Raw genomic sequence first — 22,995 nt, forward strand, 5'->3', positions numbered from 1 at the left:
CATGCAGAAGATCGGGAAGTTCGTGGTCGTCGCCGCGGCGGCGCTGTCGCTGGCCGCGTGCGGCCAGGACGCCAAGACCGAAACGGCGGCCCCGGCGGGCCCGGCCGTCCCCTCGTCCAATGCCGCCCCGGCGACCCAGAGCAAGGGCCGCGAGTGCACCGCGGACGACATCAAGACGACGGGGAAGTTCGGCGAGAAGCCCGAGATCACCGTCCCGGACGACTGCGACCCGCCGAAGAAGCTGATCACGAAGGACCTGTCCGGCGGCACCGGTCCCGCGGCCGCGGCCGGGCAGAAGCTGAAGATGAACTACCTGCTCGTGACGTGGTCGGACAAGAAGGTGCTGGACAACTCCTACGACCGCGGTGAGCCGTTCGACCTGAACCTGGGTGCCGGCGAGGTCATCCCGGGCTGGGACCAGGGCCTCACCGGCATCAAGCAGGGCGGCCGCCGCCTGCTGATCATCCCGCCCGACCTGGCCTACGGCGAGGGCGGCCGGGGGATCAAGCCCAACGAGACCCTGGTCTTCGTCACCGACGCCGTCTCGGTGGCCGACAACCGGGGCTGACCGGTCAGGGGATGAGCAGGAGCTTGCCGGTCGTGCGCCGGGCCTGGAGGTCTTCGTGGGCCCGGCGGGCGTCGGACAGGGGGTACTTGCCGCCGATGCGGACGGTCAGCTCGCCGGCGAGGATCGCGTCGAACAGCTCCTTCGAGCGCCAGTCGATCTCCTCGCGCGTGCGCGTGTAGTGCACGGACGTCGGGCGGGTCAGGTACAGCGAGCCGCCCGCGTTCAGGCGCTGCGGATCCAGGGGCGGGACCGGGCCGCTCGAAGCGCCGAACAACGCCAGCAGGCCGCGGACCTTGAGGCTGGCGAGGCTGCCGTCGACGGTGTCCTTGCCCACGCCGTCGTAGACGACGTCGACGCCTTCGCCGCCGGTCAGCTCGCGGGTGAGCTTGGCGAAGTCGTCGCGGTCGTAGCGGATGACCTCGTCGGCGCCGGCTTCGCGGGCGAGCTTCTCCTTCTCCTCGGTCGACACCGTGCCGATGACCCGGGCGCCGCGCGCCTTCGCCAGCTGGACGAGCAGCAGCCCGACCCCGCCGGCGGCCGCGTGCACCAGCACGTCGTGGCCGGGCTTGACCTCGAAGGTCGACGCGACCAGGTAGTGCGCGGTGATGCCCTGCAGCATCGTCGCGGCGGCGGTCTCGAGGGAGACGCCCTCGGGCACCCGGACGGCCACCGACGCCGGGACGAGCTTGCGGGCCGCGTAGCTGCCGATCGACCCCTGCCACGCGACGCGGTCGCCGGGCGCGAAGCCGGTGCCCTCGCCCGCTTCGACGACCGTGCCGGCGCCTTCGAGGCCGAGCACGACGGGCAGCTCCATCGGGTAGATGCCCTGGCGCTGGTAGGTGTCGATGTAGTTCACGCCGGCCGCGGCGACGTCGACCAGCAGCTCGCCGGCCCCCGGGGCCGCGACGTCCACTTCGGCCGGTTCGAGCACTTCCGGGCCGCCGGTCTTCGTCACCTGCACTGCGGTGGGCATGAGTCCTCCTCGGGTCGGGTTCTCCCGGTGCAACTATGGCCGACGCCACGCTGTTCCGCGTTCCGGCGGGTTGTTAGTTATGGTTCGGAACGTGGCTGAAGAGACTGTTCCGCCGACCAGCGCGCAGCTGGGTGCGGCCCGCAAGTTCGTGAAGGCGCACGGCAAGCCGTCCCGCGCGGTGGTGGAGAACATCGGCCGGGCGGGCGCCCGCGTCGTGCTCGTCGGCGCCGACGGCGCGCTCGGGGACGTCGTGGTGCCCACCGTCGCGACCGGCGAGGCGCTGGTCGAGGCCGTTGAGGACCTCTCACCGGCCACGTGGGACGCGGAGACGGTGCAGGCCACGAAGATCGGCCCGGAGCACCGCCGCAAGATGGCGGGCAAGTGAGCCCCACCGCGGTCCTGGTCAGCTGTTCGGAGCTCCCCGAGGGGGACGGTGACGACGACGCCGTCGTGCCCGCGCTGGCTTCACTGGGCTTCTCGGTGTCGTGGGCACCGTGGGACTCGTCGTTCGACTTCACTTCGGCGGACGCGGTCGTCCTGCGCGCGACCTGGGACTACGCCGCCCGCCGGCCGGAGTTCCTGGACTGGTGCGAATCGGTCCCGTCGCTGCTGAACTCCGCCGACGTCGTCCGGTGGAACACGGACAAGACCTACCTGGCCGAGCTGCTCGACGCGGGCCTGGCCGTGGTGCCGACCTCACTGGTCGCCCCCGGCGACGACGTCCGGTTCCCCGCCACGGACTTCGTGGTGAAGCCGTCGGTCGGCGCGGGCTCGCGCGGCGCGGCCCGGTTCGCCGCCGGTGCCGACGCTTCCGCGCACGTGGCCGCGCTGCACGCCGAGGGCCACACGGCGCTGATCCAGCCGTACCAGTCCAGTGTGGACACTTCGGGCGAGCTGGCGCTGGTCTACCTGGGCGGGATCTACTCGCACGCCTTCTCGAAGGGCGCGATGCTGGGGTCCACAATGGACGCCTCGGGCCTGTACCTGACGGAGAAGCTGGCGCCGGCTTCGCCGCCCGCGGAAGCGGTGGCGCTGGCCGAAGACGTCCTCGACGCGGCTTCGGCGCTGCTGGGGATCCTGCGGGCCGAGCTGCTGTACGCCCGGGTGGACCTGGTGCGCGGGGCGGACGGGAAGCCGCTGCTGCTGGAGCTGGAGCTGACGGAGCCGTCACTGGGCTTCCGCCAGACCGACCCGGCTGCGGCGCTGCGGTTCGCTTCCGCGGTACGGCAGCAGCTGGCGTAGTCATCGGCCGGGTCGCTGCACCGCGGCGAGCGCCAGCGCGACGACCGCGCCGATCGTGGTCACGGCCATCGAGCCGGTGATCAAATAGAGCCCGCCGATTCCTGTCAAGCCGGCTTTGATCAATTTCCGCAGCCCCCGGGAATCGTCCCGGTCGCGTTCCCCATTGCCCACCGTACTACCCCTCTCTATGGTGTACTAGTACGCCCCTTTCAGGGTGCCGCGCTGGGGCTGCGATCGGAAATGATCTTTGGTGGTGCGGAGGTGTTTCTGCTTGCCGGACTTTTCTGCGGATTGTCGATCTTTGCCGGGGCTTCCCGAAAAGGCGGCGCTGGGATCATTGGCCCGGCGCCGCGACGATGACCTGCTCGGAGCCCTCAGGCGTGCGGCCGAGTCGTCGTCGGCAGGCTCCGCGAACGTGCTCGGCTGCCTCGTCGCCCCGACCGCTTCACTGCCGTCGGCTTGCCCGGAAACGCGCGCATTCGCGGTCTGGGGACTCGTCGTCGACGAAATCGGCAAATTGGGGTCGGTGGTGGAACCGCGGGAGCATTTCGTCCTGCTGGCGGCGTTCCGGTTGCCGCCCGTTCCCGACAGCGGCTGGGCACCGACCCTGGGGGAGCGGTTCGGCCAGCTGGCCGAGGTGCGCGGTCTTTTCGGGGGCCGCAAACCGCTGTCGAACACGCCGATGAACAAAGCCTGGGCCGGCGCGCTCGAAATGCTCGCCGCCGCCGTGGCGGGCCGGCTCGGGCACCTCGAAGGCGAAGACTGGCTGCCCTACGTGGAGATCGGGCGGTCGGCCATGACGGGAACACCGCCCGGCAGCGGAAGCCCGGAGGGGTTTCGCGCGCCGTCCGAGGGCGCGCAACCCGTGTTCGTGGAGCGGATGCTGATCACCGTCGTCATGCACCGGCGGACGGCGTTGCGCCGCATCACCGAGCGGGACATCGTCGCGCGCAAGGACGGTCTCGACGGCTACGACGTCCAAGCGGGGACGGGGTGGACCGGGAACCTCGCCGAGCTGCCCGTGGTCGCCCTGTGGAACTGCCGCTTGGCGGCGGTGCCCGGCGAGGACCCGGGCGACCCCGTGCGAGCCCGGCTGCGCTTCCGGCGGAAGCTGCGGCTCGACGAGCCGTACGCGTTCGTTTCCGAGGCGCTGGACGGGAAACTCGACGAAGTGCGGCGGTGGATCAACGTCAAGGTCGACCACCACGGGGTGGCGCCGGGCGGGCTGACGATCCGGGTGAAGTTCGACGAGGCCTGCTTGCCGGCTGCCTGCTGGTGGTACGCGGAGCAGCTCGAGGTGGAACGGCTGCGGCGGCCGGCGCCGGGTGATCCGCGCCTGCTCGACGTCGGGGACGGGTTCGTGCAGCACACCTTCGAAGGGAGCTGTCAGCCGAGGGAGGAGTACGGGATCGCGTTCCGCTGGCCGCGGCGGTGAAAACGAAGCCACATCACGCCAACGTGGCTTCATTCCCTTCCCTGGAGCGCGCTGACCTCAGTTGCCGGTGTTCCCGCCGCCTTCGCCGCCACCGGCGTGGTCGTGGTGCACCACGCGCTCTCTCCCTCTGTAGTTGTTGAAGATGCAGATGACTCTCTGCAAGAACAGACTACCCTGGGTGAAATCAGGCCCGCTTGGCGGCCAGCCGATCCGCCCTCGGCCACCGCACGTCGGTCGCCCAGCCCAGCTGCTCGAACGTCCGGATCACCCGCGCCGAGATGTCCACCTGGCCCCGCAGCACGCCGTGCCGCGCGCACGTCGGGTCCGCGTGGTGGGAGTTGTGCCAGGACTCGCCCATCGACAGCACCGCCAGCGGCCAGAAGTTCGCCGCCTTGTCGCGGCTCGCGAACGGCCGCTCGCCGATCAGGTGGCACACCGAATTGACCGACCACGAAACGTGGTGCAGGAACGCGATGCGCACCAGCCCGGCCCAGAAGAACGCCGTCACGAAGCCCCACCACGACCAGCTGATCAACCCACCCAGGACCGCCGGCAGCGCCAGGCTCAGGGTGATCCACAGCCAGAAGTGACGGCTGACCCAGCGCAGGTCGCCGTCCGCGACCAGGTCGGGGGCGAAGCGGTCCGCGTTGGTCACCTCGCGGCCGAACATCCAGCCCATGTGCGCGTGCCAGAAGCCGCGCAGCAACGCCGACGGCGAAGTGCCGAACAGCCAGGGGGAGTGCGGGTCGCCCTCGCGGTCGGCGAACGCGTGGTGGCGGCGGTGGCTGGCCACCCAGAAGATCACCGAACCCTGCACCGCCATGCTGCCCGCGATGGCCAGCGCCACCCGCAGCGGGCGCGACGCCTTGAACGCGCCGTGGGTGAAGTAGCGGTGGTAGCCGACCGTCACGCCCAGTGTCGCGAAGACGTAGAACACCGCGGCGAGGATCAGGTCGAGCCAGGTCATGCCCCAGCCCCAGACCAGCGGGACCGCGACGAGCAGCGCCGCGAACGGCACGAGCAGGAACGTCTTGAGCACGATCATCTCGCCCGTGCCGCGGCGGTGGGAGATCAGCGGCTTGGGGGCGGCGCGCGAGGTCATGGCGCGAACAGTAACCCACGGGCGAAACGGGCACCTCGACGCGCAGTTACCAGTGCGTTGCGGTCAGGCGGCGGCGAGTTCGCGCGGAGCGGGTTCCAGCGAGACGACCGGGCCGCGGTCGCGGCTGCCGGTCCACAGGGTCGCCGTCGCGATGATGACCGCCATCGCGCCGAGCACGTGGAACGACACCATGGCCTCCGGCACGCCCAGTGCGTACTGCAGCGAGCCGAGACCGCCCTGCGCCAGCGCGATCACCCAGACCGCCGTGTAGCGCCGCCACAGGCTCTTCGGCGCGCCGACGCGCATCAGCTGCAGGCCGAACACCGCGAGCAGCAGCAGGTAGAGCACCAGGAGTCCGCCGTGGACCTGGGCGAGCGCTTCGACCGGGGCGTCCAGGCGGTGGGTGTTGAGGTCGCCGCTGTGCGGGCCGGCGCCGGTGACCGTGGTGCCCGCCGCGAGGACGAGCCACATCACCGCGGCCAGCGCGACCAGGATGCCCCGGCCGGCGGCGGGAACCAGCGGCTTCGCGGGCTCGTCGCCTTCGCGGAACGCGCGCAGCAGCAGGACGGCGAGCCAGACGAGCGGGGTCGTGGCGAGGAAGTGGATCGCGACCGTCCACCACTCCAGCTTCGCGAGCACGGTGAGGCCGCCGACGACGGCCTGCAGCACGACGCCGCCGGGCATCGTCCAGGCCAGCTTCACCAGGCGCGTGCGGCCCGGGTGGTCGATCTGCACGCGCCACGCGGTGACGACGGCGACCGCGGCCACGGCGATGACGACGCCGGTCAGCATCCGGTTGCTGAACTCGATCCACTGGTTGAGCGCGTCGATCCCGGAGTCGTGCTTCGGCACGAGGCTGCCGGCGACGCACTGCGGCCAGGTCGGGCAGCCGAGCCCGGACCCGGTGACGCGCACGATGGAGCCGGTGACGCCGATCAGCGCCTGCGCGAGGACCGCGGCGATCCCGACGGCCCGCTGCACGGCGGCGGACGGAAACGGCAGACGGGCGACGAGGCTGGTGAACGGCACCCATCGATGGTAGAGCGCCCGGAAAACGCGCTTCCGGCAGGTCCGGGCGCCCAGAACGCCGGCGCGGCCACAAGGGACCTAGGTCACGTGCGCGCCGGGACTCGTGAGTGTTCAGTCGGGTTCTAACCCGACTGAACCCTCACGACAACCTGCACCGGGACTCAGGTGAGTTTCGTGGTCCGCGAAGCCAACGCGCCCGCCAGCACCGCCCACACCGCCAGCACGAGCATCGGCCCCGGCGCGAACGCCCCGTCGACCAGCGCGGAACGCATGCCCTCCGCCAGCGCGCCTGACGGCAGCAGTTCGACGACGGCAGCCAGCCCCGAGGGCAACGACGACGGCGCCAGCAGGATCCCGCCCGCCAGCAGCAGCACGAACCACACCACGTTCGCCAGTGCCAGCACGGCTTCCGCGCGCAACGCGCCGCCCAGCAGGACGCCCAGCGCGCCGAACGCCAGCGTCCCCAAGACGAGCAGCACAAGAGCCGACAACAGCCCGGAAGCCGACGGCGACCAGCCCAGGAACGCCGCCACCACGCCGATGATCACCGACTGCAGCGCGACCACCACCAGCGCCGCCACCACGCGCCCGGCCACCAGCAGCCAGCGCGGCAGCGCCGTCGCCGACAGGCGCTTCAGCACGCCGTAGCGCCGGTCGAAGCCCAGTGCGATCGCCTGGCCGGTGAACGCCGAGGACATCACCGCCAGCGCGAGGATCCTGGGCGTGATCCAGTCCACTTTGGACGTCGAGCCCAGCGACGACGCCGGCAGGATGTCCAGCAGGGACAACCCGATGAGCAGCGCCAGCGGGATGAGCAGCGTGAGCAGGACCTGCTCGCCGTGGCGCAGCGTCAGGCTCGCTTCGACCCGCGCGTGCGTGCGCAGCATCCGGCCCAGCGACCCGCGGCCGGGAGCGGGGGTGAAGGTGCCCGGCTCGAAAACCGTCATGCCCGCAGCTCCCGTCCGGTCAGCTCCAGGAAGACCTCTTCGAGCGTCCGCTTGCCCACCTGCAGTTCCTCCGGCAGCACGCCCTGCTGGGCGCACCACGCCGTGACCGTCGAGACCACCTGCGGGTCCACCGAACCGACCACCACGTACGTCCCGGGCGCCGACTCGCGGACCGCGTAGCCCTCCGGCAGCGCCGCCGTCAGCAGCGCCGTGTCGAGCCGCGTGCGGGCCTTGAACCGCAGCCCCGCCGCGCCGGTTTCGTCCGTCGTCAGCGACTGGGGCGCGCCCGAAACGACGACCTTGCCGTGGTCGACGATCACCACCGTGTCGGCCAGCGCCTCCGCCTCCTCCATCAGGTGCGTGGTCAGCAGCACCGAGACGCCGTCGCGGCGCAGCGCCGCCAGCAGGTCCCAGACCAGGCGGCGGGCCTGGGGGTCCATGCCCGCCGTCGGCTCGTCGAGGAACACCAGCTCCGGCCGTCCGATCAGGGCGCACGCCAGTGACAGGCGCTGCTGCTGGCCGCCGGAAAGGCGCTTGAACGGCGTGCGGCGCACCGACGTCAGCCCGAGGGTCTCCAGGAGCCAGGCCGGGTCCAGCGGGGCCGCCGCGCAGGACGCCACCAGGCGCAGCATCTCGTCGGCGCGGACGCCGGGGTACGCGCCGCCGCCCTGGGGCATGATCCCGACGCGGGGGCGCAGGGCCGCCGACTCGCGGACCGGGTCGAGGCCGAGGACGCGCACCGTGCCCGCGTCAGGCTTGAGGAAGCCTTCGCAGAGCTCGACGGTGGTGGTCTTGCCGGCCCCGTTCGGGCCGAGCAGGGCGAGCAGGCTGCCGCGCTCCATCCGCAGGTCGAGACCGTCGACCGCGCGGGTGGAGCCGTAGCTTTTGACCAGCCCGGTGATCTCGACGGCGGGGGCACTCACATCGGGTCACGATACGGGCTCGGCCCGCGCGGGCAGCCGCGGGGACGGCCTGGAGAGCAGCACGGGTGCCAGCCGCCGCACGATCAGCAGCCCGCCGCCGCAGACGACGATCGCCGCGACGTAGGCGAACGGCAGCACGTACGGGCGGCCGTCGAAGGTGCTGCCGGTGGGCGGCAGCAGGAACGGCAGGGCCGCGGACAGCACCGTCGCGGCGACCCGGAAGCGGGACGTCCCGGCCGCGGCCGCCAGCGGGATCACTGCCCACAGCACGTACCAGGGCTGCAGGTTGATCTGCAGGATCATCACCGCGCCCAGCGACACGCCCAGCCCGATGATCGGCCGGTAGCGCCACTTGAAGCTGTCCCACAGGAACTTGAAGGTGATGGCGACGGCGACGAGGTAGCCGAGCGCGCCGAGGATCGGCACCAGGCCGTTGGTGTGGTTGCCGAGCCCGAGCGCGATGCCCAGGACGCCGGAGAGGTTGGCCAGCTCGGCGGTGGGGGAGATCCACGACCGGACCAGCCCGGGGGTGTTGAACGTCGCCCCGAACCAGCCGAAGCCGAGCCCGGTGCCGAAGCAGACGGCGACCAGCACGACGCCGAACCACGCCGCCATCGGCGCGCCCGCCAGGAAGAGGTCCTTGAGCCTGCCGTGCCAGCGCCGCGCGACCATCACGGCGAAGAACGGCAGCGCGAACACCGCGGGCAGCTTCACCGCGACGCCGAGCGTGATGATCGCCACGCCCAGCCCGATGTAGAGCAGTTCGCCCCGCGCCAGCGGCGGGGGAGTGTCGCCCTTCACCCGGATCGGCAGCCGCCGGATGCCCACCTCCAGCCCGGCGAGCATCAGGCCGACGGCGAGCGCGTCGTTGTGGGCGCCGGCGACGAAGTGGAAGATCAGCAGCGGGTTCAGCGCGCCGAGCCACAGCGCGGTCGCGGGCTGGACGCCGAACCGGCGCGCCAGCCGCGGCAACGCCCAGACGATGAGGACGACGCCGGCCAGCGCGAGCACGCGCTGCAGCAGCACGCCGACCGCGATGCTGTTGCCAGCCAGGGGTGCCAGCCAGCCGCCGAGGCGCAGCACCAGCGGCCCGTACGGCGCCGGCGTCTCGCGCCACATGTTCGACACGCCCGCGGTGTACGGGTCGGCGACGCCGAGGGCCTGCGCCGGGCCGAGCACGTACGGGTCCATGCCGCGGTGCACGATCTCGCTCTGCGCGAGGTAGCTGTAGACGTCGCGGGAGAACAGCGGCGGGATCACCAGCAGCGGCAGCACCCACAGCGCGATGGTGCGCGCGAGCTGGCCCTGCGACGCGAGCCGCTCGCGGCTGGGCTGGGCGAACCGGCCGAGCATCAGCCAGCTCAGCACCAGGATGCCCATCCCGGAGATGGCGATGGCCAGCGACACCGTCGGGATGCGGGTGAACAGCCGCAGCACCGGGATCTCCTGCACCGGGTTGATCACCGGGGCGGCGCCGGCGCCGAGCGAGCCGAGGGCGAGGAAGAGCGACCCGACCGTGCCGAACCGGCGCACGACGTTCAGCCCGCGCCGCTCGTCGGCTTCGAGGGGGAGCGGTTCGAGGGGGCGGACGGGCGAAAGCGTCACCGGGTGCGCGCCCTCCGTCGCGATCACCGCCGCCTGCTGGTCCTGCTCACCCACTGCCACGGGTGCAGGGTATCGGTCCGCCCCGGAGTGAGTCGGGTCACTGCCGGACACCCCGCCTTTGCCGACCGCGGGGAAATAAGACACACTTGTGTTGTGAAAAAGACGGAGGCGGGTGACCAGGCGGGCGGCGACATGCCGCGTGTCACGCACCCGCACGTCCCGTCGCAGGTCAGCGCCGACGGCAAGACCCGGCAAGAGGTCGCCCGGCTGCTGCTGGAACAGGGTCCCATGACCGCCGTCGTGGTCGCCGAGCAGCTCGGGATCAGCCCGACGGCCGTCCGCCGGCACCTGGACGCGCTGCTCGCCGACGGCGAAGCCGAGACGCGGGACGCGCCGCGCCGCGGGCCCCGGGGCCGGGGCCGTCCGGCGAAGCTGTTCCTCCTCACCGAGCCCGGCCGCGCCCGGTTCGGCCACGCCTACGACGACCTCGCCGTCTCCGCCATCCGCTTCCTCGCCGAGCACGCCGGTGAAGACGCCGTACGCGCCTTCGCCGAGCAGCGCGTCGAGAAGCTGGTCGGCCCGCACCGCCCCGCGATCACTGGTTCGAGTGATCCGGCGGCACGCGCGGAGGCCTTGGCGACCGCCCTGAGCAGGGAGGGCTACGCTGCGTCGACCCGTCAGGTCGGCGCGCCGGCCCCAGGCCAGAACGTAGGCGCACAGCTCTGCCAGCACCACTGTCCGGTCGCCCACGTCGCCGCGGAGTTCCCGCAGCTGTGCGAGGCCGAGACGGAGGCGTTCGCGCGGCTGCTGGGCACCCACGTCCAGCGGCTGGCGACCATCGCGCGCGGTGATTCCGCGTGCACCACACACGTGCCCGTCACGACGGGTAACCCGGCCCATCCCGAGCCGGGAAGCACGGTGCCCACTGGGCGCGAAGCACGGATCCCGAATGGAGGGAAACCCGCATGACTGCCGCTGCCGAGCAGCGCACTCCCACCACCGCGCCACTGAGCCAGGAAGAGACCATCGAGTCCCTTGGCAAGTACGCGTTCGGCTGGGCCGACTCCGACGAAGCGGGCGCCAGCGCCCGTCGCGGGCTGAACGAGGACGTCGTCACCGACATCTCCTCGAAGAAGTCCGAGCCGGAGTGGATGCGCGAAGCGCGACTGAAGGCGCTCAAGCTCTTCGAGAAGAAGCCCATGCCCAACTGGGGCGCGGACCTCTCCGGGATCGACTTCGAGAACATCAAGTACTTCGTGCGGTCCACGGAGAAGCAGGCCACCTCCTGGGAGGAACTGCCCGAGGACATCAAGAACACGTACGACAAGCTGGGCATCCCCGAGGCGGAGAAGCAGCGCCTCGTCGCCGGTGTCGCCGCGCAGTACGAGTCCGAGGTCGTCTACCACCAGATCCGCGAGGACCTGGAGGAGCAGGGCGTCCTGTTCCTGGACACCGACTCCGCGCTCAAGGAGCACCCGGAGCTGTTCCAGGAGTACTTCGGCTCGGTCATCCCGGCCGGCGACAACAAGTTCTCCGCGCTGAACACGGCGGTGTGGTCCGGCGGCTCGTTCATCTACGTGCCGAAGGGCGTGCACGTCGAGATCCCGCTGCAGGCCTACTTCCGGATCAACACCGAGAACATGGGCCAGTTCGAGCGCACCCTGATCATCGTCGACGAAGACGCCTACGTGCACTACGTCGAGGGCTGCACGGCGCCGATCTACCAGTCCGACTCGCTGCACTCGGCGGTCGTGGAGATCATCGTCAAGAAGGGCGCCCGCTGCCGGTACACGACCATCCAGAACTGGTCGAACAACGTCTACAACCTGGTCACCAAGCGCGCCAAGTGCGAAGCGGGCGCGACCATGGAATGGATCGACGGCAACATCGGTTCCAAGGTGACGATGAAGTACCCGTCGGTGTTCCTCATGGGCGAGCACGCCAAGGGCGAGGTCCTGTCGGTCGCGTTCGCGGGCGAGGGCCAGCACCAGGACGCGGGCGCCAAGATGGAGCACCTCGCGCCGTACACCTCCTCGACCATCGTGTCGAAGTCGGTGGCGCGCGGCGGCGGCCGGACGTCCTACCGCGGCCTGGTCAAGGTCGCGAAGCGGGCGCACCACTCGCGCTCCAGCGTGGTCTGCGACGCGCTGCTGGTCGACACCATCTCGCGCTCGGACACGTACCCGTACGTGGACATCCGCAACGACGAGGTGTCGATGGGCCACGAGGCCACGGTGTCCAAGGTCAGCGAGGACCAGCTGTTCTACCTGATGTCGCGCGGTCTCGACGAGGCCGAGGCGATGGCGATGATCGTGCGCGGCTTCGTGGAGCCGATCGCCCGTGAGCTGCCGATGGAGTACGCGCTCGAGCTGAACCGCCTGATCGAGCTCCAGATGGAAGGGTCCGTCGGCTAGTCATGTCGGTTACCGAGAACAACGTTTCCGAAGCTCTTCGCGAGGGGGCCGTCATTCCGGCGGCCTCCCGCGCGGAGCGCTTCACCTCCTACGACGTCGAGGCCTTCGAGGTCCCCGGCGGTCGTGAGGAGAACTGGCGCTTCACGCCGATGAAGCGCCTTCGCGGCCTGCACAACGGCACCGCCGCCGCCACCGGGGAGATCACCCTCGACGCCGACGCGGCGGACGAGCTGAAGATCGAGTCGGTCGGCCGCGACGACGCACGCCTCGGCGAGGCCGGCGTCCCGAGCGACCGGATCGCCGCGCAGGCGTACTCGGCGTTCACCAAGGCCACCGTCGTGACGGTGCCCAAGGAGACGAAGACGTCGAAGCCGTCCGTGCTGCGGATCCACGGCCCGGGCGAGGGCGAGGTCGCCTACGGGCACCTGCAGGTCCGCGCCGAGGCGTTCGCCGAAGCCGTCATCGTGCTCGACCACGTCGGCTCCGGCACCTACGCCGACAACGTCGAGTTCGTCATCGGCGACGGCGCCAAGGTCACCGTGGTCAGCGTCCAGGACTGGGCCGACGACGCGGTGCACGTCTCCGAGCAGCACCTGAAGCTGGGCCGCGACGCCTCGCTGCGGCACACCGTGATCACCCTGGGCGGCGACCTCGTCCGGATCTCGCCCACCGCGACCTTCGCGGACAAGGGCGGCGACGTCGAGATGCTGGGCGTCTACTTCGCGGACAAGGGCCAGCACCAGGAGCACCGCCTCTTCGTCGACCACGCGGTGCCGAACTGCAAGTCGCGCGTGATGTACAAGGGCGCGCTGCAGGGCGACGACGCGCACGCGGTCTGGATCGGCGACGTCCTGATCCGCGCCGCGGCCGAGGCCACCGACACCTACGAGCTCAACCGCAACCTGGTGCTCACGCCCGGGGCGCGCGCGGACTCGGTGCCGAACCTCGAGATCGAGACCGGCGAGATCGAAGGCGCCGGCCACGCGAGCGCGACGGGAAGGTTCGACGACGAGCAGTTGTTCTACCTCCAGTCGCGCGGGATCGCCGAAGAAGCCGCGCGGCGCCTGGTCGTGCGCGGGTTCTTCCACGAGATCCTGGTGAAGATCGACGTCCCCGAGGTGCGCGAGCGCCTCGAAGCCGCGATCGAAGCCGAACTCGAAGCCGTTGGCGCCTGACCGCTCTCTGAACTTAGGAATCGAAGAAATGGCTACCCTGGAAATCAAGGACCTCCACGCCTCGGTCACGACCGACGAGGGCGCCAAGGAGATCCTCAAGGGCGTCAACCTGACCATCAAGTCGGGCGAGACGCACGCGATCATGGGCCCGAACGGCTCGGGCAAGTCCACGCTGTCCTACGCGATCGCGGGGCACCCGAAGTACGAAGTCACCTCGGGTGAGGTGCTCCTCGACGGCGAGAACGTCCTCGAGATGAGCGTCGACGAGCGCGCCCGCGCCGGTCTCTTCCTCGCGATGCAGTACCCGGTCGAGGTGCCCGGCGTGTCCATGTCCAACTTCCTCCGCACCGCGGCCACCGCGGTCCGTGGCGAGGCCCCCAAGCTGCGCCACTGGGTCAAGGAGGTCAAGGAGGAGATGGGCAAGCTCGAGATCTCGCAGGAGTTCGCCGAGCGCTCGGTCAACGAGGGCTTCTCCGGCGGCGAGAAGAAGCGCCACGAGATCCTGCAGCTGGCGCTGCTCAAGCCGAAGTTCGCCATCCTCGACGAGACCGACTCCGGTCTCGACGTCGACGCCCTGCGCGTCGTCTCCGAGGGTGTCAACGCGTACAAGGCTTCGAGCGAGGTCGGCGTCATGCTGATCACGCACTACACCCGGATCCTCCGCCACATCACGCCGGACTTCGTGCACGTCTTCGCCGGCGGCAAGATCGTCGAGTCGGGCGGCAAGGAGCTCGCCGACGAGCTGGAGGAGAACGGCTACGTCAAGTACGTGGGCAAGTCCGAGCCCGCGTCCGTCTGACGTTCCCCACTACACCGAGAAAGAGAGGAGTCGGCCCGATGACCACCACCTCGGCCAGCTCTTTGCCACTCGACGTGGCGGCCCTGAGGGCCGACTTCCCCATCCTGTCGCGCACCGTCCGCGACGGGAAACCCTTGGTGTACCTGGACTCCGGAGCGACCTCGCAACGTCCGCAGGCGGTGTTCGAAGCCGAACGCGACTACGTCTTCACGTCGAACTCCGCCGTGCACCGCGGCGCGCACCAGCTGTCCGAAGAAGCGACCGACGCCTACGAGTCCGCGCGGGCGAAGATCGCCGAGTTCGTCGGCGCCGACGCCGAGGAGCTGGTGTTCACCAAGAACGCCACCGAGGGCATCAACCTGGTCGCCTACTCGTTCGGCAACGCCGCCACCGCGGGCCCCGAGGCCGAGCGCTTCGTCGTCGGCCCGGGTGACGAGATCGTCGTCACCGAGATGGAGCACCACGCGAACCTCGTGCCGTGGCAGCAGCTCTGCCAGCGCACCGGGGCGACGCTGAAGTGGTTCAAGGTGACTCCCGGGGGCCGGCTCGACCTGTCCGATGTGGACGAACTGATCACGCCGCGCACGAAGGTGGTCGCGTTCGCGCACCAGTCCAACGTGCTCGGCACGGTCAACCCGGTTTCGCTGCTCGTCGAGAAGGCTCGCGCGGTCGGCGCGTTCACCGTGCTCGACGCCTGCCAGTCGGTGCCCCACTTCGCGGTCGACTTCCACGCGCTGGGTGTCGACTTCGCGGTGTTCTCCGGGCACAAGATGCTCGGCCCGTCCGGCATCGGCGTCCTCTACGGGCGCACCGAGCTGCTGTCGGCCATGCCGCCGTTCCTGACCGGCGGGTCGATGATCGAGATGGTCCGCATGGAGGGCTCCACCTTCGCGCCGCCGCCGCAGCGGTTCGAGGCGGGCGTCCCGATGACGTCGCAGGCCATCGGCCTCGGCGCGGCGGTCGACTACCTCTCGGCCATCGGCATGGACCGGATCGCGGCGCACGAGCACGAGCTCGCCGCGGCGGCCCTCGAGGGCATCGGCGCCATCCCGGGCGTCCGGATCGTCGGGCCGACGGACCTGAAGGACCGCGGCGCGACCGTGTCGTTCGTGATCGACGGCGTGCACCCGCACGACGCCGGCCAGGTGCTCGACAGCCTCGGCATCGCGGTGCGCGTCGGCCACCACTGCGCGTGGCCGCTGCACCGGGCCTGCAACGCGCAGGCGACCGTGCGCGCGTCGTTCTACCTGTACAACGACCTGTCCGAAGTGGACGCGCTCGTCGCGGGCATCCGGGAGGCCCAGAAGTTCTTCGGGGTGGCGCGGTGAACCTGGAGAGCATGTACCAGGAGATCATCCTGGACCACTACAAGCACCCGCACGGGCGCGGCCTGCGCGACCCGTTCGACGCCGAGTCGTTCCAGGTCAACCCGACCTGCGGCGACGAGGTGACGCTGCGGGTGAAGCTCGACGACGGGAAGGTCGCCGACGTCTCCTACGACGGCCAGGGCTGCTCGATCAGCCAGGCCTCGACGTCGGTCTTGACGGATCTGGTCGTCGGCCACACGCTTGAGGAGGCGTTCACCACCATGGACGCCTTCGTGGAACTGATGCAGGGCAAGGGAAAGATCGAGCCGGACGAGGACGTGCTGGAGGACGGGGTCGCCTTCGCGGGCGTCGCCAAGTACCCCGCCCGCGTCAAGTGCGCCCTCCTCGGCTGGATGGCTTTCAAGGACGCCGTCGCCCGGACCACCAACGGAGCTGAGAAAGCATGACCGAAGACACCGCCACCGACGCTCGCGAAGGCCGGACCGCCGCCGACCTCGACGCCGAGACCACGGCGAAGCAGGACCTCGACCTCGCCAAGATCGAGGACGTCGAGGAGGCCATGCGCGACGTCGTCGACCCCGAGCTCGGCATCAACGTCGTCGACCTCGGCCTGGTCTACGACATCCGCGTCGAGCCGGACAACACGGCGACCCTCGACATGACCCTCACGTCCGCAGCCTGCCCGCTGACCGACGTCATCGAGGACCAGACGTCGGCCGCGCTGACCAGCGGCGGCCTCGTCAAGGACTTCCGGATCAACTGGGTCTGGATGCCGCCGTGGGGCCCGGAGAAGATCACCGAGGACGGCCGCGAGCAGCTGCGCGCCCTCGGCTTCACCGTCTGAGTCCGGTCTCGCGAAGCGGGTCACCCTCCGGGGTGGCCCGCTTTGTGTATAACGCCCTATACCAGGCGGCGTAGAGCGCGAGCGCGACCAGGAACCCGCTGCCGGCGCCGGTGACCACGAGGTAGGTGGCGTTGCCGGCGACGCCCGCCCGGGTCATCGGGTCGTGGTGGGCCAGGAACGGCAGTAGTTCGAGTGCCACACCGGTCAGCGCACCGGCGGCCAGGAAGGCCACGACGGGCCGCCGGTGCCGGATCGGTTCCGGCGCCGGTCGCCGGGGCGTGGTGCGGTACCAGTTCCGCAGCCACCAGGCGAGGACGGCGGCGCCCGCGATCGTGCTGACCAGCTGGATGAGGCGTCCGACGTCGACGCCGGTCACCAGCGGGATCCGCAGGAACGGGAAGCCGCCGCTTTCGTGGGTGAAGGCGTCCCAGCCGACGTGCGTGGCGGCGCCGAGCACGAGGGAAACGGCGATCCACCCCGGCCGCCGCCAGCTGAAGTCGCGGGGAAGCCGTTCGGCGAGGGGCTTCGGCGCGAGCGCGAGCAGCGGCCGCTTCAGGAGCAGCTGGAACACGGCCAGGATCACCAGCGCGAGAAGCGGGTCGAGCCAGAGGACCGAGGCGAGCTCGTGGGTCTTCGTCAGCCCGATCCCGGGCAGCCGCGGCACGAACCAGAAGACGTCCGGCGCGACCGACCCGGCGACGAGCGCGGACGCCACCAGCGGCCGCCTCGCCAGCGGCAGCACGGCGGCGGGATGACTCAGCGTGAACGGCACGCGGCTAGTATCCCGGGGTGGTCCTGCGCTCGATCCTCCTGTTCCTCGCGGCGGCGATCTGCGAAATCGGCGGCGCGTGGCTGATCTGGCAGGGAATCCGCGAACACCGGGGCTGGCTCTGGATCGGCGGCGGCCTGCTCGCCCTCGGCCTGTACGGCTTCGTGGCGACGCTGCAGCCGGACGCCCACTTCGGCCGCATCCTCGCCGCGTACGGCGGTGTGTTCGTGGCGGGTTCGCTGGTGTGGGGGATGGTCGCGGACGGTTACCGGCCGGACCGCTACGACGTCATCGGCGCGCTGCTGTGCCTGGCCGGGGTCGCGGTGATCATGTACGCGCCGCGGACGGGGTAACGGCGCAGGTCGCGGCTCGATAGATCACCGTGACCGAACTCGCGCCGCCGAGGCGCCGCAGGATTTCCCCGGTCCTCGTGGGGTGGATCGCCGTGCTGCTCCTCGGGTTCGGGGCAGCCGGCTACGGCCTGGGCACGGACTTCCTCGACTACCGGTCCTACCGGGTGCCGGGCGCGGCGATGAGCCCCACCGTGAAGCCGGGGGATTCGGCCGTCGTGCGCGTCCGCCACGGCGAGGAGGTCCACCGCGGGGACCTGGTCGTGTTCGACCGCGGCGCGTTCGCCCACCCGGATTCCGCCGGGTCGTCGGCGCTGCGGGTCGTCGCGGTCGGCGGGGACGTCGTCGCCTGCTGCACCGACGGGCGGCTCGTGGTCGACGGCGAGCCGATCACCGAGACCTACCTCAGCCAGGACGCCTACGCGCACGATCCGCCCGCCACCACGCCCTACCTCACGCGCCTGCACGACGGGACGGTGTTCGTGCTCGGGGACGAGCGGGGCCGGGCCCGCGATTCGCGCGTCCTCGGCGTCGTCCCGCTTTCCGCGGTCACCGGGTTCGTGGTCGGTACCGGGTCCGTGCTGCACCCGTCGCCGCTGGCCTGCACGAACGCGTTCACCGACGCGGGCCTGCCGGGAACCCCGTTCGCCGACGAAACCCTGACCGGGGTGCGGTGGTGGGTCCTCGGCGGGGCGGTGCTGTCCGCGGCCGGGCTCACCGGGCTGATCGTGGCCGCCGTCCGGATCGCCGGAAGACGACGAACAGCAGCCGCAGGCCCACCAGTGCGCTGATCACCAGCAGGTTGTAGCCGAACACCTGGTGCAGCGTCAGGTCCGGCAGGATCCGGGGCCCGCCGGTGCCGGTCAGCAGGAACACCGCCATCAGGCCGGTCGCCGCGCCCACGAACGCCAGCAGGACCTCGTGGACCAGGCCGGTCACGACGTCCCGGTCGCGCTCGTCCGAGAACAGCCGGACGTTGACCGACAGCCTGCCCTCCTCCAGCGCCGCGCCGATGCGGTCGACGCGGCGGGGGAGGCGGCGCAGCACCGGGAGCAGCGCCAGCACCTCGTTGACCGCGGTGCGGCGCAGCGGCTCGGGGCGCAGGCCCGCGCCGACCTGCTCGGCGGCGAACGCCCGGGACTCGGCCATCACGTCGAAGCCCGGGTCCAGGGCGGTGAGCGTGCCCTCCACCGTCGCGAGCGCGCGGAACACCGCGGCCACCGGCGGTGGCACGCTCAGCCGGAAGTCCGCGACCACCCGGAAGAGCCCGGTGAACAGGTCGATGCCAGGGGTGCGGCCGGGGCCGAAGTGGCGGGCGACCAGGGCGCCGAGAGCGCGTTCGAGCCGCTGCTCGTCGATGTCGCCGGTGCGGTCGACGATCTCCAGCAGCCCGTCGCGCAGGGCCGCCGGGTCGCCGCGGTCCAGCGCCAGCACCAGGTTCTGCAGGCCACCGCGCAGGCCGGCGTCGAGGCGGCCGACCGAGCCGAAGTCGAGCAGGCCCAGGCGGCCGCCGGGGAGCAGCATGAGGTTGCCCGGGTGCGGGTCGGCGTGGAAGACGCCGCCAATCATGACCTGGTCGAGCAGGCAGCGCAGCAACGACCGCGCGAGCCGCTTGCGGTCGGCGGGCGGCGCCGCTTCCAACGGCTTGCCCGTCAGCCGGGACATCACCAGGACGCGCTCGGTGGACAGTGCTTTGTGGACGGTCGGCAGCACGACGTCGGGGTGGGAAGTGGCGGCCACGGCGGCGATGTTGCGGGCCTCGATGGTGAAGTCGAGCTCCTCGGCGAGTGCTTCGGCGAAGCCGTCGGCCAGGTCGGTGACGCCGAGCGAGCGCGCCCAGTCCGCGCGTTCCTCGAGGGCCGCGGCGACCCGCCGGACGATGTCGATGTCGCGCTCGGCCTGCTCCCGCACGCCCGGGCGCTGGACCTTCACCACGACTTCCTCGCCACCGCGCAGTTTCGCCCGGTAGACCTGCGCGACCGACGCGGCCGCGAGCGGTTCGGGGTCGAACTCGGCGAAGACGTCGTCGGGCGAGCCACCGAGTTCGGCGGTCAGCACGGCCCAGACGGCGTCGGCGCGGGCGGGTGCGACCTTGTCCTGCAGCTTCGCGAGCTCGTCGACGAACACCGGCGGCAGCAGGTCCGCGCGGGTCGAGAGCAGCTGGCCGAGCTTCACGAACGTCACGCCGCCCTCTTCGAGCGCCTGGCGCAGGGACCGGGCGAGCTTGGCGTGCCGTCCCGGGGCGAGGTCGGGGTCGCGGCGGCCCGCGAGGTAGCGGCCGAGCCCGTGCTTGATGGCGATCCGGCTGATCTGCGAGTACCGGCGGGCGCGCGCGATCTTGGTGCCCAGCGCGCGCACCCGGAGCCCGTTCGGCAGGGCCATCTCGGCGACCAGGAGGAAGATCAGCGTCGCGAGGAAAGCGCTGCCCGCCAACGGGATCAGCAGGCCGAGCGCCGCGCCGCCGTTGTGCCGCAGGGAAACCGGGAACGCCTGGGCGATCCCGCCCGCGACGAGCCAGCCGAAGCCGGCGCCGCACAGCGCCCGCACGGCGCCGATCCGGACGCCGAGCACCCGGCGCGAGGCCACTACGAGCGGCCACAGCACCAGCGCGTACAGGGGGAGGGTCAGCAGGCCCAGCAGGATGTCCACGCCGGAGAGCAGACCACGGCGGCGGGCCCGGGCGGCTCACGCGGCGGCGGGACCCGGCTCCCTCCCGCGAGGGAACTACTTTCGGCCGTGGCCGCCATTGTTCGTGGACTTCTAACCTGATCGCTCGAACCACGGTGAAGTGTTCTCTGAATCGGACGAAGGAGACACGATGGACGCACGCGTGATCGCCCGGATCGCGGCACTGGCCCTGGTGGCCCCGCTGGGCTTGGGATTCGCTCCCGAAGCCTCGGCGGCCACCGTCACGACGCTGTACTACAGCTCTTCGGGTGCGCCGGACTACCTCGCCCAGATCGACCAGGGCGCGGCCAACTGGAACGCCGCCGTCACCGACGTGAAGCTGGTCAAGCGGAACACGAGCGCGACGATCAAGTTCCACGAGACCCACAGCGGCGGCTCGTACACGAACACCAACGGCCACGGCCGCGGCGACATCTACCTCGACACCAGCCAGGTCGCCGAGGGCTACGACCCGACCCGGATCGCCGCGCACGAGCTCGGCCACAACCTCGGCCTGCCCGACCACTACAGCGGCCCGTGCACCGAGCTGATGTCCGGCCACGGCCCGGGCACGGCGTGCAAGAACGCGAACCCGGACGCGACCGAGGCCGCGAAGGTGCAGTCGTTGTGGGTCAACGGTTTCGCGGCGGCGCGGACCGAGACCCGCGTGTCGGTGCGCTGAGCTCAGCGCAGCAGCGGAAGGGATCCCACGAGCCGGTCGACGCGCTTGCGCGGCCCGTGCACGGCGACGCCCACGCTGTCGAGGCCGGCCGTGGTGGTGGCCGCCATCCGGCCGGTGTACTCGGCGTAGGTCCGGCAGCTCTGGGCGAGCGCGCTGAAGGAGACGAAGAAGAGCTCGTCGTCCTCGGCCGCGGCCCGTACGAGGGCGGCGACCTTCGCGCGCGGCGCCGCCAGGATCGGCAGCGGCGTGGCGATGATCCCGGGGTGGGCGACGCCGTCGGCGTCCTCGACGTCGGCCCCGACCAGGCCGTCGACGCGGTGGCCCAAGGTCACCGACAGGACACCGGCGGCGTTCGCCGCGAGCCCGGTGGGCAGCTCTTCGCTGACCACGATGGCGCATTTGGTGATCATGGCGCCACCGTAGACAAACCACGGAGCCGATGCGGCCGGCTCCGCGCCGGATTCGGTAGGGTGCCGGAAATCCCGAATCCTGCTCGGCGCGGGGGAGAACGAGGCACCGGTGGACGAACTTGATGCGGCGTTGCTGACCCTGCTCCAGGAAGACGCGAAGCAGACCAACAAGGAGCTCGCCCGCCGCCTGCACATCGCCCAGTCGACCTGCCTGGAACGGGTGCGGGAGCTGACCCGCCGCGGGATCGTGCGCGGCCACCGCGTCGAGGTCGACCTGAAGAAGATCGGCCGTCCGGTGCAGGCGATGGTGGCCGTGCGGCTGCGGCCGCCCGACCGCGCGGTGATCGAGTCGTTCCGCGCGTTCGTCACCGGCCTGCCCGAAGTGCTGTCGGTGTTCGTGATGTCCGGCAGCGACGACTTCCTGCTGCACATCGCGGTCGCCGACAACGACGAGCTGAGCGGGTTCGTCCTCGACCGGCTGACCCAGCGCAAGGAGATCGTCGACGTCCGGACGTCGGTCATCTTCGACCACTTCCGCCGCGCGGTCGTGACGCCGTCGCCGTGACCGGCTCCATCGCGAGGGGGAGGCGCGCGCCGCTCGGGGCTGCGAAGATCGGCCGGTGCGCGTTCTCCGCCCCCTGACGGCCAAGGCGACCTACCGCCGCTGGGTCTACCTCGTCCTCGGCGGCGCGATCAGCGTGCCCTACCTGCTGTTCTCCGCGATCGCCGTGCCTTCGGTGCTGCCGTTCGTCACGACGATGGAGCGGGCGACCGTGATCGGCGGCGGGCTCACGCTGCTCGTGCTGGCCGGCACGGCGTTCCTGCCCGCGGTGCACGTGCTCGAATCCACCGCCGTCCGCGAGCTGCTGGACGACCCGGTGCCGGACGCCCCGGCGAAACCGCACACCCGCCGCGGCAGGCGGCAGGCCGCGGGGATGTTCGTGCTGCACGTCGTCGCCGGGTTCGTCGTCAGCTTCTTCAGCCTGCTCGTCCCGGTCGCGATCGGGTTGTCGGTGGGCGCGGTGTTCACCGGCCGGCTCGTCGAGACGACCGACGGCTCGCTGACGGTGCCGGTGGGCTGGGCGTCGGCGTGGCTGCCCGCGGTGTTCGTCCTCGGCGGGGTGCTGCTGGTGTACGCGGTCTGGGCGATCGGCGGCCTGCTGCGCCGGGCCGCGACGGGGCTGCTCGGGATGAGCGCGGCCGACCGCATCGCCCGCCTGGAACGCCGGACCGAGCAGCTCGCCGAGCGCAACCGCCTGGCCAGGGAACTGCACGACTCGGTGGGGCACGCGCTGAGCGTCGTCACCCTCCAGGCGGGTGCGGCCCGGCGGACGCTGCGCACCGACCCGGCCTTCACCGAGCGCGCGCTGGGCGCGATCGAGGACTCGGCCCGCACGGCGCTCGACGACCTCGACCACGTCCTCGGCCTGCTGCGCGAGGAGGCGGCGTCCCGCACGCCGCGCCCGGCGCTGACCGAGCTGCCGACGCTCCTGGAGACGACCCGGCTGGCGGGCACCGCCGTGACGGCCTCGATCGACGGCGACCTGGCCGCGGTGCCGGCGGTGGTGTCCCGGGAGGTGTACCGGATCCTGCAGGAATGCCTGACCAACGCGGTCCGGCACGCCGGTAGGGTCCCGGTGACGGTGGTCGTGTCGGTCGCGGGGCAGGAGCTGGTGGCGCGGGTGACGAACCCGCTTGCGGCGGCGGGCGCGGGCCGGCCCGGCGGCGGTGGG

The 22,995-nt window shown here is 71.3% G+C and carries 25 protein-coding genes; 16 read left to right on the forward strand and 9 right to left on the reverse strand.

Features of this window, described 5'->3' with window-relative positions; all coding sequences use genetic code 11:
• Window position 1: 1 nt before the first annotated feature.
• On the forward strand, window positions 2-568 hold the full coding sequence (locus tag G3I65_RS34430) for an FKBP-type peptidyl-prolyl cis-trans isomerase (protein WP_160699799.1): 567 nt from the start codon (window positions 2-4) through the stop codon (window positions 566-568).
• Between the two features lie 4 nt (window positions 569-572).
• Here G3I65_RS34430 and G3I65_RS34435 read toward each other — a convergent pair whose 3' ends face one another.
• Window positions 573-1,541: a quinone oxidoreductase gene (locus G3I65_RS34435; protein ID WP_160699800.1), complete on the reverse strand. Its 969-nt coding sequence runs from the start codon at window positions 1,539-1,541 to the stop codon at window positions 573-575.
• A gap of 91 nt (window positions 1,542-1,632) precedes the next feature.
• Between G3I65_RS34435 and G3I65_RS34440 the strand changes: the two genes are divergently transcribed.
• From G3I65_RS34440 to G3I65_RS34450, 3 genes are all read left to right on the forward strand, one after another.
• Window positions 1,633-1,926 carry a hypothetical protein gene (locus G3I65_RS34440; RefSeq protein WP_309235876.1) on the forward strand — a complete coding sequence of 98 codons (294 nt, stop codon included), beginning with the start codon at window positions 1,633-1,635 and terminating at the stop codon, window positions 1,924-1,926.
• On the forward strand, window positions 1,923-2,783 hold the full coding sequence (locus tag G3I65_RS34445) for a RimK family alpha-L-glutamate ligase (protein WP_160699802.1): 861 nt from the start codon (window positions 1,923-1,925) through the stop codon (window positions 2,781-2,783). The genes G3I65_RS34440 and G3I65_RS34445 overlap by 4 nt, the downstream gene beginning before the upstream one ends.
• A 526-nt stretch (window positions 2,784-3,309) precedes the next feature.
• Window positions 3,310-4,218, forward strand: a complete 909-nt coding sequence (locus tag G3I65_RS34450; protein ID WP_309235877.1) for a hypothetical protein — start codon at window positions 3,310-3,312, stop codon at window positions 4,216-4,218.
• Between the two features lie 184 nt (window positions 4,219-4,402).
• Here G3I65_RS34450 and G3I65_RS34455 read toward each other — a convergent pair whose 3' ends face one another.
• From G3I65_RS34455 to mptB, 5 genes are all read right to left on the reverse strand, one after another.
• Window positions 4,403-5,320, reverse strand: a complete 918-nt coding sequence (locus G3I65_RS34455; RefSeq protein ID WP_160699805.1) for an acyl-CoA desaturase — start codon at window positions 5,318-5,320, stop codon at window positions 4,403-4,405.
• Between the two features lie 63 nt (window positions 5,321-5,383).
• Complete coding sequence (locus tag G3I65_RS34460; protein WP_160699806.1) at window positions 5,384-6,349, reverse strand: heme A synthase; 966 nt, start codon at window positions 6,347-6,349, stop codon at window positions 5,384-5,386.
• Window positions 6,350-6,510: 161 nt separating this feature from the next.
• On the reverse strand, window positions 6,511-7,296 hold the full coding sequence (locus G3I65_RS34465) for an ABC transporter permease (protein ID WP_160699807.1): 786 nt from the start codon (window positions 7,294-7,296) through the stop codon (window positions 6,511-6,513).
• Complete coding sequence (locus tag G3I65_RS34470; protein WP_160699808.1) at window positions 7,293-8,219, reverse strand: ABC transporter ATP-binding protein; 927 nt, start codon at window positions 8,217-8,219, stop codon at window positions 7,293-7,295. The genes G3I65_RS34465 and G3I65_RS34470 overlap by 4 nt, the downstream gene beginning before the upstream one ends.
• A gap of 6 nt (window positions 8,220-8,225) precedes the next feature.
• Window positions 8,226-9,878: a polyprenol phosphomannose-dependent alpha 1,6 mannosyltransferase MptB gene (gene mptB / locus G3I65_RS34475; protein ID WP_309235879.1), complete on the reverse strand. Its 1,653-nt coding sequence runs from the start codon at window positions 9,876-9,878 to the stop codon at window positions 8,226-8,228.
• A gap of 138 nt (window positions 9,879-10,016) precedes the next feature.
• Here mptB and G3I65_RS34480 point away from each other — a divergent pair, with 138 nt between their 5' ends.
• From G3I65_RS34480 to G3I65_RS34510, 7 genes are read left to right on the forward strand one after another with little or no spacing between them, the layout of a single operon-like run.
• Window positions 10,017-10,793 (forward strand): metalloregulator ArsR/SmtB family transcription factor, encoded by a 777-nt coding sequence (locus G3I65_RS34480; RefSeq protein WP_203612598.1) that lies wholly within the window; start codon window positions 10,017-10,019, stop codon window positions 10,791-10,793.
• Window positions 10,790-12,238 carry a Fe-S cluster assembly protein SufB gene (gene sufB / locus G3I65_RS34485; RefSeq protein ID WP_160699810.1) on the forward strand — a complete coding sequence of 483 codons (1,449 nt, stop codon included), beginning with the start codon at window positions 10,790-10,792 and terminating at the stop codon, window positions 12,236-12,238. The genes G3I65_RS34480 and sufB overlap by 4 nt, the downstream gene beginning before the upstream one ends.
• Window positions 12,239-12,240: 2 nt before the next feature.
• Window positions 12,241-13,413, forward strand: a complete 1,173-nt coding sequence (gene sufD, locus G3I65_RS34490) for a Fe-S cluster assembly protein SufD (protein WP_160699811.1) — start codon at window positions 12,241-12,243, stop codon at window positions 13,411-13,413.
• A 28-nt stretch (window positions 13,414-13,441) separates the two neighbouring features.
• Window positions 13,442-14,212: a Fe-S cluster assembly ATPase SufC gene (gene sufC, locus G3I65_RS34495; protein ID WP_125310726.1), complete on the forward strand. Its 771-nt coding sequence runs from the start codon at window positions 13,442-13,444 to the stop codon at window positions 14,210-14,212.
• A 38-nt stretch (window positions 14,213-14,250) separates the two neighbouring features.
• The gene (locus G3I65_RS34500) at window positions 14,251-15,540 is read left to right on the forward strand and encodes a cysteine desulfurase (RefSeq protein ID WP_160699812.1); all 1,290 of its coding nucleotides are present in this window, start codon (window positions 14,251-14,253) and stop codon (window positions 15,538-15,540) included.
• Window positions 15,537-15,986 carry a Fe-S cluster assembly sulfur transfer protein SufU gene (sufU, locus tag G3I65_RS34505; RefSeq protein ID WP_125310722.1) on the forward strand — a complete coding sequence of 150 codons (450 nt, stop codon included), beginning with the start codon at window positions 15,537-15,539 and terminating at the stop codon, window positions 15,984-15,986. Before G3I65_RS34500 ends, sufU begins: the two co-directional genes overlap by 4 nt.
• Window positions 15,983-16,384 carry a metal-sulfur cluster assembly factor gene (locus G3I65_RS34510; protein ID WP_125310720.1) on the forward strand — a complete coding sequence of 134 codons (402 nt, stop codon included), beginning with the start codon at window positions 15,983-15,985 and terminating at the stop codon, window positions 16,382-16,384. The genes sufU and G3I65_RS34510 overlap by 4 nt, the downstream gene beginning before the upstream one ends.
• Here G3I65_RS34510 and G3I65_RS34515 read toward each other — a convergent pair.
• Window positions 16,374-17,156 carry a DUF4184 family protein gene (locus tag G3I65_RS34515; RefSeq protein WP_163046798.1) on the reverse strand — a complete coding sequence of 261 codons (783 nt, stop codon included), beginning with the start codon at window positions 17,154-17,156 and terminating at the stop codon, window positions 16,374-16,376. The two genes, G3I65_RS34510 and G3I65_RS34515, sit on opposite strands and share 11 nt — an antisense overlap.
• Before the next feature lie 17 nt (window positions 17,157-17,173).
• On the opposite strand from G3I65_RS34515, the gene G3I65_RS34520 reads away from it, so the two are divergent.
• Both G3I65_RS34520 and lepB read left to right on the forward strand, forming a co-directional pair.
• Window positions 17,174-17,506, forward strand: coding sequence for a YnfA family protein (locus tag G3I65_RS34520; protein ID WP_160699813.1), 333 nt, complete (start codon window positions 17,174-17,176; stop codon window positions 17,504-17,506).
• Between the two features lie 29 nt (window positions 17,507-17,535).
• Window positions 17,536-18,294: a signal peptidase I gene (lepB, locus tag G3I65_RS34525; protein WP_309235878.1), complete on the forward strand. Its 759-nt coding sequence runs from the start codon at window positions 17,536-17,538 to the stop codon at window positions 18,292-18,294.
• Here the strand turns inward: lepB and G3I65_RS34530 are convergent.
• Window positions 18,218-20,152, reverse strand: a complete 1,935-nt coding sequence (locus tag G3I65_RS34530) for an AarF/ABC1/UbiB kinase family protein (RefSeq protein ID WP_160699814.1) — start codon at window positions 20,150-20,152, stop codon at window positions 18,218-18,220. The two genes, lepB and G3I65_RS34530, sit on opposite strands and share 77 nt — an antisense overlap.
• Window positions 20,153-20,321: 169 nt before the next feature.
• On the opposite strand from G3I65_RS34530, the gene G3I65_RS34535 reads away from it, so the two are divergent.
• On the forward strand, window positions 20,322-20,852 hold the full coding sequence (locus G3I65_RS34535) for a snapalysin family zinc-dependent metalloprotease (RefSeq protein ID WP_160699815.1): 531 nt from the start codon (window positions 20,322-20,324) through the stop codon (window positions 20,850-20,852).
• A 2-nt stretch (window positions 20,853-20,854) separates the two neighbouring features.
• Here G3I65_RS34535 and G3I65_RS34540 read toward each other — a convergent pair whose 3' ends face one another.
• Window positions 20,855-21,262 (reverse strand): DUF2000 domain-containing protein, encoded by a 408-nt coding sequence (locus G3I65_RS34540; RefSeq protein ID WP_160699816.1) that lies wholly within the window; start codon window positions 21,260-21,262, stop codon window positions 20,855-20,857.
• Window positions 21,263-21,371: 109 nt separating this feature from the next.
• Here G3I65_RS34540 and G3I65_RS34545 point away from each other — a divergent pair, with 109 nt between their 5' ends.
• Window positions 21,372-21,827, forward strand: a complete 456-nt coding sequence (locus tag G3I65_RS34545; protein ID WP_160699817.1) for an Lrp/AsnC family transcriptional regulator — start codon at window positions 21,372-21,374, stop codon at window positions 21,825-21,827.
• A 55-nt stretch (window positions 21,828-21,882) separates the two neighbouring features.
• The coding region (locus G3I65_RS34550; RefSeq protein ID WP_160699818.1) for a histidine kinase at window positions 21,883-22,995 on the forward strand (1,113 nt) is incomplete at its 3' end.

This window comes from Amycolatopsis sp. SID8362, assembly GCF_010550475.1.
Lineage (GTDB): Bacteria > Actinomycetota > Actinomycetes > Mycobacteriales > Pseudonocardiaceae > Amycolatopsis > Amycolatopsis eburnea.

Excerpts from the sequence above, each read along its gene's own strand:
- G3I65_RS34430 (WP_160699799.1), top strand. The coding sequence starts at position 2 with ATGCAGAAGATCGGGAAGTTCGTGGTCGTCGCCGCGGCGGCGCTGTCG.
- G3I65_RS34435 (WP_160699800.1), bottom strand. The coding sequence starts at position 1,541 with ATGCCCACCGCAGTGCAGGTGACGAAGACCGGCGGCCCGGAAGTGCTC.
- G3I65_RS34455 (WP_160699805.1), bottom strand. The coding sequence starts at position 5,320 with ATGACCTCGCGCGCCGCCCCCAAGCCGCTGATCTCCCACCGCCGCGGC.
- G3I65_RS34465 (WP_160699807.1), bottom strand. The coding sequence starts at position 7,296 with ATGACGGTTTTCGAGCCGGGCACCTTCACCCCCGCTCCCGGCCGCGGG.
- G3I65_RS34480 (WP_203612598.1), top strand. The coding sequence starts at position 10,017 with ATGCCGCGTGTCACGCACCCGCACGTCCCGTCGCAGGTCAGCGCCGAC.
- sufB (WP_160699810.1), top strand. The coding sequence starts at position 10,790 with ATGACTGCCGCTGCCGAGCAGCGCACTCCCACCACCGCGCCACTGAGC.
- sufD (WP_160699811.1), top strand. The coding sequence starts at position 12,241 with ATGTCGGTTACCGAGAACAACGTTTCCGAAGCTCTTCGCGAGGGGGCC.
- sufC (WP_125310726.1), top strand. The coding sequence starts at position 13,442 with ATGGCTACCCTGGAAATCAAGGACCTCCACGCCTCGGTCACGACCGAC.
- G3I65_RS34500 (WP_160699812.1), top strand. The coding sequence starts at position 14,251 with ATGACCACCACCTCGGCCAGCTCTTTGCCACTCGACGTGGCGGCCCTG.
- G3I65_RS34510 (WP_125310720.1), top strand. The coding sequence starts at position 15,983 with ATGACCGAAGACACCGCCACCGACGCTCGCGAAGGCCGGACCGCCGCC.
- G3I65_RS34535 (WP_160699815.1), top strand. The coding sequence starts at position 20,322 with ATGGACGCACGCGTGATCGCCCGGATCGCGGCACTGGCCCTGGTGGCC.
- G3I65_RS34540 (WP_160699816.1), bottom strand. The coding sequence starts at position 21,262 with ATGATCACCAAATGCGCCATCGTGGTCAGCGAAGAGCTGCCCACCGGG.